This window comes from uncultured Adlercreutzia sp. (assembly GCF_958431955.1).
GTDB lineage: Bacteria > Actinomycetota > Coriobacteriia > Coriobacteriales > Eggerthellaceae > Adlercreutzia.
Genome location: NZ_CAUASN010000056.1, coordinates 1 through 9,367, shown reverse-complemented (window position 1 = coordinate 9,367; position 9,367 = coordinate 1). Strand labels below are relative to the sequence as shown.

The window sequence follows — 9,367 nt, the reverse complement described above, 5'->3', positions numbered from 1 at the left end:
GGCACGGGGAAGACCAGCCGCCTGGTGGAGTTGGCCGCCGATCTTCTGGAAGATGGCGCCCGACCCGACGACCTTCTGCTGTTCGCCGCGACTCCCGCCGCCGCCCGCGCCCTTGAACATCGCCTGGCCGCGCGCCTCGACGGGGATGCCGCCCCGCGCGTCACCACCGTGCCCGCCTTCGCCCTCGAGCTGCTGGGAAGCCCCGAGGCCGTTGCCCGCACGGGACGACGCGGGCGCGTGCTGCTGCGCTTCGAGGAGAACATGCTCATGGAGGACTTGAAGACCTCCGGCGTGGCCCCGCGGCGGCTGGCGGAGATGGTGAAGTTCCTCTCCCGCAGCTTGGCCGATCTGGAGCCGATGGAGGGCTCGTGGTTCTACGACGAGCAGGAGGAGCGCGTCTTCAGCCTGATGATGCGCCATATGCGCCTGCGCGAGGCCTATCGGGAAGGCGAGCTGACCCGGGCGGCGTGGGACTATCTGCGCGAGACGCCCGAGGCGCGCGCCGCCGCGAGCGTCGAGCACGTGCTCGTCGACGACTACCAGACGTTGAGCCGCGCCTCCCAGGCCGTGGCGGGCCTTCTGGCCGCATCCACGCTCACCGTGGCCGGCGACCCCCTCGCCCGCGTCCGGGGCTGCGAGGACTACCCCGCCTACGAGGGCCTGGAGGAACTAGCGCAGGCGAACCCGGAGGCTACGGGCGAGCATGCGGGCTTCAGCTATCTGGCCACGGTGGTCGCCGACGCCGTCAACCGCTTCGCCCAGGACGAGGCCCTGGGGGCCGTGGAGCCCATCCCGAGCCGGGCGGGCGTCGTGGGCACCTGCGAGGCCTGCGCCTTTACGCGCCCGGAGGACGAGCTGGCCGGCGCGGCCGCCATGGTGGCGCAGCTCATCGCGGATGGTGCTACTCCCGAGCGCATCGGCGTGGCCGCCGCGAACCGCCTGTGGGCCGGCAACATGGCCCGGGCGCTTGCGGCCCGCGGCATTGCCGTGAGCGCGCCTGCGCGGGCCGTCGTTGCCGGCGACGGGCGCACCTTGGACGCCTGTAAGCTCGCCCGGGCCGTCACGCTCCTGCGCCTTGCGGCCGACGAGGACGACCCTCTGGCCCTGCGCAGCTGGTGCGGGTTCGGCGACTACCTCGCCAACAGCGCCCTGGCGAGCGCCGTGGTGGAAGGCCGCGCACATTTGAGCCTCGCCCGCGGTGTCGCCTTCGAGGGAGAGCCGGGAACCCTGCTCGCCCAGGAGGCGCAACGGGCCGACGAGGCGCTCGAGAGCGCTCGCGCGGCCCTGGGGCACCTGCGGGGAGGCGAGCTGTTCGAGGCGGCCTGCCAGGCCGTAGATCTTGCGGAGGAAGAGGTGCCGCCCGGCATCGCCCAGGCCGTGCGCGAGGCCGCCGATGACGCCGATGCCCTGGCGCTCTGCCGGGCCATCGAGCATGCCTGCACCACAGCGGTCTTCGACGAGGCGGGCGTGCGCGTGGGGCTGCCCGAGGACTTCATCGGCCAGAACCTGGACGCCATGGTGATGGCAGGGCTCGTGAACGGCCTCACCCTGCCGCGCCGCTACTTCGACGCGGCCCAGATGGAGCGCGACAAGCGCCCGGCCCTGCTGGCCGCCGAGATGGCCAAGACCTACCTGTGCGCCGGCAAGGCGAAGACGAGCCTGCGGTTCACCTACTTCTCGGAGGCACCGCTCGCCACCGCCGAGTCGCTGCAGCTGAAGATCCACCGCGTGCGCCTGCGCGACGGCGAGCGCATCTGCGAGGTGAGGCCCAGTGAGACCATTCGCGCCATTACGGGGGTGTACTATCATGACTAATTACCGCCATGCCCAGATGATCCACCTCATCGGCGCGATGGACTCGCCGCTGCTGGCCGTCGAGCCGGGCCGCTGCCTGCTCGTGCGGCACCGCAACGCCGACTGTCTGCGCTGCGCCGAGGTGTGCACCACCGGCGCCATCTCGCTCGGCGAGGAGGGCGTCGTCGTGAGCGCCGAGCGCTGCATCGGCTGCGGCACCTGCGCCTCGGCCTGCCCGTCGGGCTGCCTTTCCGCCGCCAACCCCACCGACGAGGAGCTGTTCTCCGCCGTGGAGAAGGCCCTTGCCGCCCACGGAGAGAAGGTGGCGCTTATCTGCGAGACGGCCTGGAAGCAGGCCCGCGGCCGCACCGGCGGCGGAGATGACTTCGCACCCGGCAAGCCGCTCGGCACCCTGGAGGACGGCCGTGCCGCCATCGGCGTCGTATGCCTGGGACGGGCAGACGAGTCGCTGCTCGTAGAGGCCACGGCCCGCGGCGCGCAATCCGTCCAGCTCATCAGCGGCCCCTGCACGAGCTGCCCCCACGCCCGCGGAGGAGCCCTCTGCGACGAGATCGTCGCCTCCGCCGAGAACCTCCTCGCCGCCCTCGGCGCCAAATCCCCCGTAGAGCGCACAACCTGGACCGAAGCCATGACCCTCACCCCGACTACGGAAGAGCCCAGAGGAGCCGTCGGGTGTTCCGACCGAGCGAGTTCCGCAGCGACTGCAGCAGAGGCCGAGTCCAGAGGAGTTTCGGGCGGCGCTCACCAAGCGAGTTCCGCAACAACGGAAGAGCCCAGAGGAGCCGTCGGGTGTTCCGACCGAGCGAGTTCCGCAGCGAACGAAACAGCCCAGTGGGCTGTTTCGCCGAGCGAGGACTGTCCGAGCGAATCGGAATGCCCGGCGGCTCCGACCGGCAACGAGCCACGTCCGCGACTCGACCCCTCGGTACGCACCGCCCTCATCCCCGGCGCCAACAAGGACTTCACGCCCGAGTTCCCCCACGTGCAGCCCGACGGCACCCTCCCCCACTTCGTGCCCGAGCGCCGCCTGCGCCTCTTCAACAGCCTGAAGGCCTTAGGAAAGCCGGCGCGCCCCACCGTGACCACGCGCCTGTGGGGCCAGGTGGACATCGACACCGAGCTGTGCCGCTCCTGCCGCATGTGCACCGTGTTCTGCCCCACCGGAGCCGTGAGCCGCTTCGATGCGGAAGGAGACGCCTTCGGCGTGGAGCACCGCAGCGCCCTGTGCATGCAGTGCCGCCTCTGCGAGACCATCTGCCCCGAGCAGGCGATCACCGTGGCCGACACCGTGGACGTGGCCGAGTTCCTGGGCGGCAGGAAGTTCCGCTTCACCATGCAGCCCATCGGCTGGAATCCCGGCGCGGAGGACGCCATCGCCAGCCGTATGGCACGCTTCATCAAGGTGGACAACGTGCAGGAGCCCCAGGCGAAGGTGAAGTCGAACGACACGGCAGAGCGGCGCGCCTACGCCGAGGCCCGCGAGGCCCGGCGCCGCGAGATCCGCGGAGCCTGAGCACCGACTGCGCCACGCCCCGAACGCAGGGACGGGCCGCCGGCATCGCGCGCCGGCGGCCCGTCGTCTTTTCGGGAAGCGCGCTACTCGCTCTCGACGAGCGCCCCGCCCTTGCCATGGTTCAGGATGATCTTGCGGGCGCGGGCGTAGGCGTCGAGCGCCGGGCGCACCCGGTCGTAGTTGTCCTTCTTGTAGATGGCGTACAGGCGGAAGGCCGCGTCGTCGTCGGTCACCGGCAGCACCGACATATGGGAGAAGTCGGCCAGGTAGCGCAGCTGGGGCATGGACGACTGCAGGATCATGACGTCTTCCACCCCCAAAGGCGTGGCCGTGTAGTTCATGTACGTGCGCCCGAGCACCGCCCGCGTGCGCGGCGTGAAGCCGTGCTCCTGGCAGATGCGCTCGATGTTCGCCCAGCCGGAGAGCGCATAGCCGTCGGCGAACTTCACGAAGCGGTAGTTGCGCAGATCGTCCATGGAGACCGACTTCAAGGAGGCCAGCGGGCTGTCGAGGCTCACCATGGCCACGAAGGGCGAGCGGATGAGCGGCGCATAGGCCAGCCCCAGATCGTCCAGCTTCTCCAGCTCGGCGTAGGTGAGCAGGATGTCGGCCTCGCCCTCCAGCAGCTGCTCCAGGTAGTTGGTGTCGTTGATGCTGTTGTAGAGCACCGGCATCTCGCCCTCGGCGTCCAAGAAGCTGGCGGCGATGGAGGTGATGGAGGCGATGGCGCTGTCGGACATGATGCCGTTCACCTTGAGCGGCGTGTGGGTCTGAATCTCGCGCACGCGATCCCGGGCCTCGTCGTAGGTGTCCACCATCTGCAGGGCCGCCGCGGCGAACACGTTGCCCGCCTCGGTCAGCTCCACGCGCCGACGGTCGCGCTCCAGAAGCGAGCAGCCCAGTTCCTTCTCCATGGCCACGATGTGCTTGGAAAGCGTCGGCTGCGTGAGGTGCAGCATCTCGGCGCCCTTCGTGTAGTTGAGTGTTTGCGAGAGCACGATGAACTCCCGCAGCAAGCTGATTTCCACTGACGTCCCCCTTCAGACAGCCCGCGTTACTTCTCCTCTTCGGAACACGATACACCCCCGCAACGAAAAGGAGGAGCGATTTCTCGCCCCTCCTTCCAAATGGAATAACCTTATTCCGTTGCCGCGAGGGTTTTAGTCCTCCTCGCCGTTCTCCATGCGCGCGTTGGAGGCGGCCTCGTCCTCGGCGCTCGTCACGCCGAAGCCGAAGGAGCCCAGGCCCCCGACCGAACCCAGCAGAGCGTCGAGCTCCTCCAGGTTGCGCTGGTAGGAACGGGGCGGCAGGGCCTCGCCGAGCATCTCCTCGCCGTCCGTGTTGAACGTCGGCGGCTCGTCGCCACCGATGAGGATGGTGTCGTCGGGCGAGAACACCATATCGAGCAGCTGGCTCATGTCGTCGGAGGAAGCTGCCAGGTCGTCCTCGATGACGTGCATGAGATCGCGCGCCTCCAGGCCCTCCTTCAGCTCCTCGATGGCCTTCACGCCGATGCCCTCGATGCGCAGCAGATCCTCCTCGGTGTGACCCAGAAGGTCGGCCACGGTCTCGATGCCCGCCTCGGAGAACTTGTTCGCCCAACGCTGGGACACGCCCAGATCGTCGTAGATGTACAGACGCGCGTCCTCGTCGGACAGGTTGTGGCCGCGGTGGCCCGAAAGGGCGCTGTAGTAGCCGCCGAAGGTGCCCGTGGAGTTGAAGTAGCCGTCGTTGTCCAGTGACCAGTCCTGGGGCTGGGGCAGCAGATCCTCGATCTCGCGCAGCGCGTCGGGGGCGAAATCAGGCAGCGCATCGCCCGTCACGCCCTCCACCGGGCGGCCCTTGTAGGTCAGGCGCACGTCGCGGTAGCGGCGCAGGCCCGTGCCGGCGGGAATCGGCTTGCCGATGATGACGTTCTCCTTCAGGCCGGCCAGGTGGTCGGTCTTGCCCTCGATGGCGGCGTCGGTGAGCACCTTGGTGGTCTCCTGGAACGACGCGGCGGACATCCAGGAGTCGGTGGCGAGCGACGCCTTGGTGATGCCGAGCAGCAGCGGCTGGCCCACCGGCGGCTCCTTGCCCTCGGCGATGAGCTCGTTGGCCACCTTCTCGAACTCGAAGCGGTTGACCTGGCGGCCCGGCAAAAAGTCGGAGTCGCCGGCATCGAGCACGGCCACCTTGCGCAGCATCTGGCGCGCGATGACCTCGATGTGCTTGTCGTTGATGTCCACGCCCTGGGACACGTACACGCCCTGGACCTGGCCCACGATGTAGCGCAGCGTGGTGTTCGGGTCGGTCAGGCGCAGCAGGTCGTGCGGGTTCACCGAGCCCTTGGTCAGCTGCTGGCCCACCGTGACCTCGCAGCCGTCGAACACGCCCGGCAGCAGCTGGGCGCGGGCGCTCACCACGTACTCGCGGTAGTTGCCCTCCTGGTCGTGGATGGTGATGGTCTTGGACATCTTGTCGCCGGCGACCTGCATGGTGCCGGAGATCTCCGCGAGCACCGCCTGGCCCTTCGGCTTGCGGGCCTCGAAAAGCTCCTGGACACGGGGCAGACCGTGGGTGATGTCCTCGCCGGCCACGCCGCCGGTGTGGAACGTACGCATCGTCAGCTGCGTGCCGGGCTCGCCGATGGACTGGGCGGCGATGATGCCCACCGCCGTGCCGATGTTCACCGGACGGGCCGTGGCCAAGTCCCAACCGTAGCACTTCTGGCATACGCCGTGCTCGGCATGGCAGGTCATGATGGTGCGGATGACCACCTCTTCCACGCCGGCCGCATCGATCTCGCGCAGCTGGGCCATGGAGTGCAGGTAGCTGCCGGCCTCGGCGATGATCTCGCCGGTCTCGGGGTTGGCCACCGGCTCCAGCAGGCAGCGGCCCACGAGGTTCTCGTCCACCTCGTTCTTCTCGTTGCGCACCGGGTAGTTCACGCCCTCGGTGGTGCCGCAGTCGATCTCGCGGATGATGACGTCCTGGGCCACGTCCACCAGACGGCGGGTCAGGTAGCCCGAGTCGGCGGTACGCAGCGCGGTGTCGGCCAGACCCTTACGGGCGCCGTGCGTGGAGATGAAGTACTCCAGAACGGACAGGCCCTCGCGGAAGTTCGCCTTGATCGGGCGGTCGATGATCTCGCCCTTCGGGTCGGACATGAGGCCTCGCATACCGGCCAGCTGGCGGATCTGCTTGATGTTGCCTCGAGCGCCGGAGAACGCCATCATGTAGATGGGGTTGAACTTGTCGAAGTTCTCGGCCATGGCCTCGCCGACTTCCTCGTTGGCGTCGTTCCAGATGTCGACGACCTGCTTGTGGCGCTCCTCGTTGGACATGAGGCCCATCTCGTAGTCCTCGTCGATGGCGGCGACGCGCGCATCGGCCTGGGCCAGAATCTCCGGCTTGGAGGGCGGGATGGTGGCGTCGTACACCGACACGGTCACGCCGGCGCGGGTGGCGTAGTGGAAGCCCGCGTCCTTCAGGCCGTCGAGGATCGGCGGCACCTCGGAGAGGTCGTAGGTGTTGGTGACGTCCTCCACCAGGCGGCTGATCTCCTTCTTGTTCATCTCGTAGTTCAAGAAGGGGTAGTCCGGCGGCAGCACGTCGTTGAAGATGATGCGGCCCACGCTCGTCTCGATGCGCTCGCCTTCCTTGTGCTCCTCGAACACGCCGAAGGCCGTGGCCACCTGCATATTGTAGGGCAGGCGCACCTGAATCTTGGCCTGGAGGTCCAGATCGGCGCGGGCGTCGTAGGCGTTCAGGGCGTCATCCAAATCGATGAACACGCGGCCCTCGCCCGGGAAGCCCTCGCGCACGGCCGTGAGGTAGTACAGGCCGATGATCATGTCCTGGGTCGGCACCGTGAGCGGATGGCCGTGGGCCGGGGACTTGATGTTGTTGGAGGACAGCATGAGCACGCGGGCCTCGGCCTGGGCCTCGGCGCCGAGCGGCACGTGCACGGCCATCTGGTCGCCGTCGAAGTCGGCGTTGAAGGCGGTGCACACGAGCGGGTGCAGCTTGATGGCCTTGCCCTCGACGAGCACCGGCTCGAAGGCCTGGATGCCCAGACGGTGCAGGGTTGGCGCGCGGTTCAGGAGCACCGGATGGTCGACGATGACCTCTTCCAGCACATCCCACACGTAGCTGGCACCGCGATCCACGGCGCGCTTGGCGGCCTTGATGTTGGCGGCGTACTCGAGCTCCACGAGGCGCTTCATGACAAAGGGCTTGAACAGCTCGAGCGCCATCTGCTGGGGCAGGCCGCACTGGTGCAGTTTGAGCGAGGGGCCCACGACGATAACCGAACGGCCGGAGTAGTCGACGCGCTTGCCGAGCAGGTTCTGGCGGAAGCGGCCCTGCTTGCCCTTCAGCATGTCGGAGATGGACTTCAGCGGACGGTTGCCCGGACCCGTGACGGGGCGGCCGCGGCGGCCGTTGTCGAACAGCGAGTCCACGGCCTCCTGGAGCATGCGCTTCTCGTTGTTGATGATGATCTCGGGGGCACCGAGGTCGAGCAGGCGCTTCAGGCGGTTGTTGCGGTTGATGACGCGACGGTACAGGTCGTTCAGGTCGGAGGTGGCGAAGCGGCCGCCGTCGAGCTGCACCATGGGGCGCAGATCGGGCGGGATGACCGGGATGACGTCCAGGATCATGTCGGAGGGCTTGTTGTCCGACTTCAGGAAGGCATCCACCACCTTCAGGCGCTTCACGGCCTTGGCGCGCTTCTGACCCTTGCCCGTGGCGATGACCTCGCGCAGCTCCTCGGAGGTGGCCTCCAGGTCCATGGCGTCCAAAAGGTCGCGCACCGACTCGGCGCCCATGCCGCCGGTGAAGTAGTCGCGGTAGCAGGCGCGCATCTCGCGGTAGAGGGCCTCGTCGCCGATGAGCTGCTTCGGCTCGATCTTCAGGAAGGCGTCGAAGGCGTCCTGGCGCAGGGCCTTACGCTCGTTGAACTCCTCGTAGATGTCGGCGATCTCCTCTTCCACCTCTTCGGGGGTGAGGCGCTCGTCGTCATCGAGGTCGTCGACGAAGTCGTCCTCCTCGGGCACGTAGTCGGTCGAGAGCTTGCGGGTGGCCTCGATGAGGCGGTCGCGCTCGGCGTCCAGCTCCTCGAGGTCGGCGGCCAGCTCGTCGCGCAGGTCGTCCACGTCCTCCTCGCGGGCCTCCTTGTCCACCGAGGTGATGATGGAGCTGGCGAAGTACAGAACCTTCTCAAGCTCCTTCGGCGGGATGTCCAAGAGGTAGCCCAAACGGGACGGGCTGCCCTTGAAGTACCAGATGTGGCTCACGGGCGCGGCCAGCTCGATGTGGCCCATGCGCTCGCGGCGCACCTTGGAGCGGGTGACCTCCACGCCGCAGCGCTCGCAGACGATGCCCTTGAAGCGCACGCGCTTGTACTTGCCGCAGGCGCACTCCCAGTCCTTGGTGGGACCGAAGATCTTCTCGCAGTACAGGCCGTCCTTCTCGGGCTTCAGGGTACGGTAGTTGATGGTCTCGGGCTTCTTCACCTCGCCGCGGGACCAGCTGCGCACATCCTCAGCGGAAGCGAGCGAGATGCGCAGGGCGTCGAAATTGTTGACGTCGAACTCGGTCATTATTTAGGCCTCCTCTCCGCCACCGATGAGATCGGTGCTCAGGTCGGACTCAAGACCGCTCATCAGGTCGCCCAGCTCGGCAGCCAGGGTGTCGATGGCGTTGGCCTCTTCGTCTTCGGTCTTCTTGGCGTCGGCGGCGAGCGCGGCGTAGAGCGCCTGGTCGCCGTCCATGGTGTCGATCTCGTCCTCGCTGATGGGCTGCATGTCGTGGCCCTCAAGCTCGATGTTGAGGCACAGCGACTTCATCTCCTTCACGAGCACCTTGAAGGACTCGGGCACCTCGGGCGCCGGGATGTTCTCGCCCTTCACGATGGCCTCGTAGCTCTTCACGCGGCCCGACGTGTCGTCGGACTTCACGGTCAGGATCTCCTGCAGCACGTTGGAGGCGCCGTAGGCGTACAGGGCCCACACCTCCATCTCGCCGAAGCGCTGGCCGCCGAACTGGGCCTTGCCG

The 9,367-nt window shown here is 67.8% G+C and carries 4 protein-coding genes and 1 pseudogene; 2 read left to right on the top strand and 3 right to left on the bottom strand.

Annotated elements, in window-relative coordinates; genetic code table 11:
* Together Q5064_RS11115 and Q5064_RS11110 are read left to right on the top strand one after the other, a co-directional pair.
* Positions 1-1,815: UvrD-helicase domain-containing protein (locus Q5064_RS11115; RefSeq protein ID WP_302964694.1), on the top strand; the 1,815-nt coding region annotated here is incomplete at its 5' end.
* On the top strand, positions 1,808-3,328 hold the full coding sequence (locus tag Q5064_RS11110) for a 4Fe-4S binding protein (RefSeq protein ID WP_302964691.1): 1,521 nt from the start codon (positions 1,808-1,810) through the stop codon (positions 3,326-3,328). The genes Q5064_RS11115 and Q5064_RS11110, both read left to right, overlap by 8 nt.
* Positions 3,329-3,411: 83 nt before the next feature.
* Here Q5064_RS11110 and Q5064_RS11105 read toward each other — a convergent pair whose 3' ends face one another.
* The 3 genes and pseudogenes from Q5064_RS11105 to Q5064_RS11095 all read right to left on the bottom strand — a co-directional run.
* Positions 3,412-4,356: a LysR family transcriptional regulator gene (locus tag Q5064_RS11105; RefSeq protein ID WP_302964688.1), complete on the bottom strand. Its 945-nt coding sequence runs from the start codon at positions 4,354-4,356 to the stop codon at positions 3,412-3,414.
* A gap of 132 nt (positions 4,357-4,488) precedes the next feature.
* Entirely contained in the window at positions 4,489-8,913 is a 4,425-nt protein-coding gene (locus tag Q5064_RS11100) for a DNA-directed RNA polymerase subunit beta' (RefSeq protein WP_302964686.1), read from the bottom strand.
* A gap of 3 nt (positions 8,914-8,916) precedes the next feature.
* Positions 8,917-9,367 (bottom strand): annotated as a pseudogene (locus Q5064_RS11095) (DNA-directed RNA polymerase subunit beta); the annotation flags it as partial.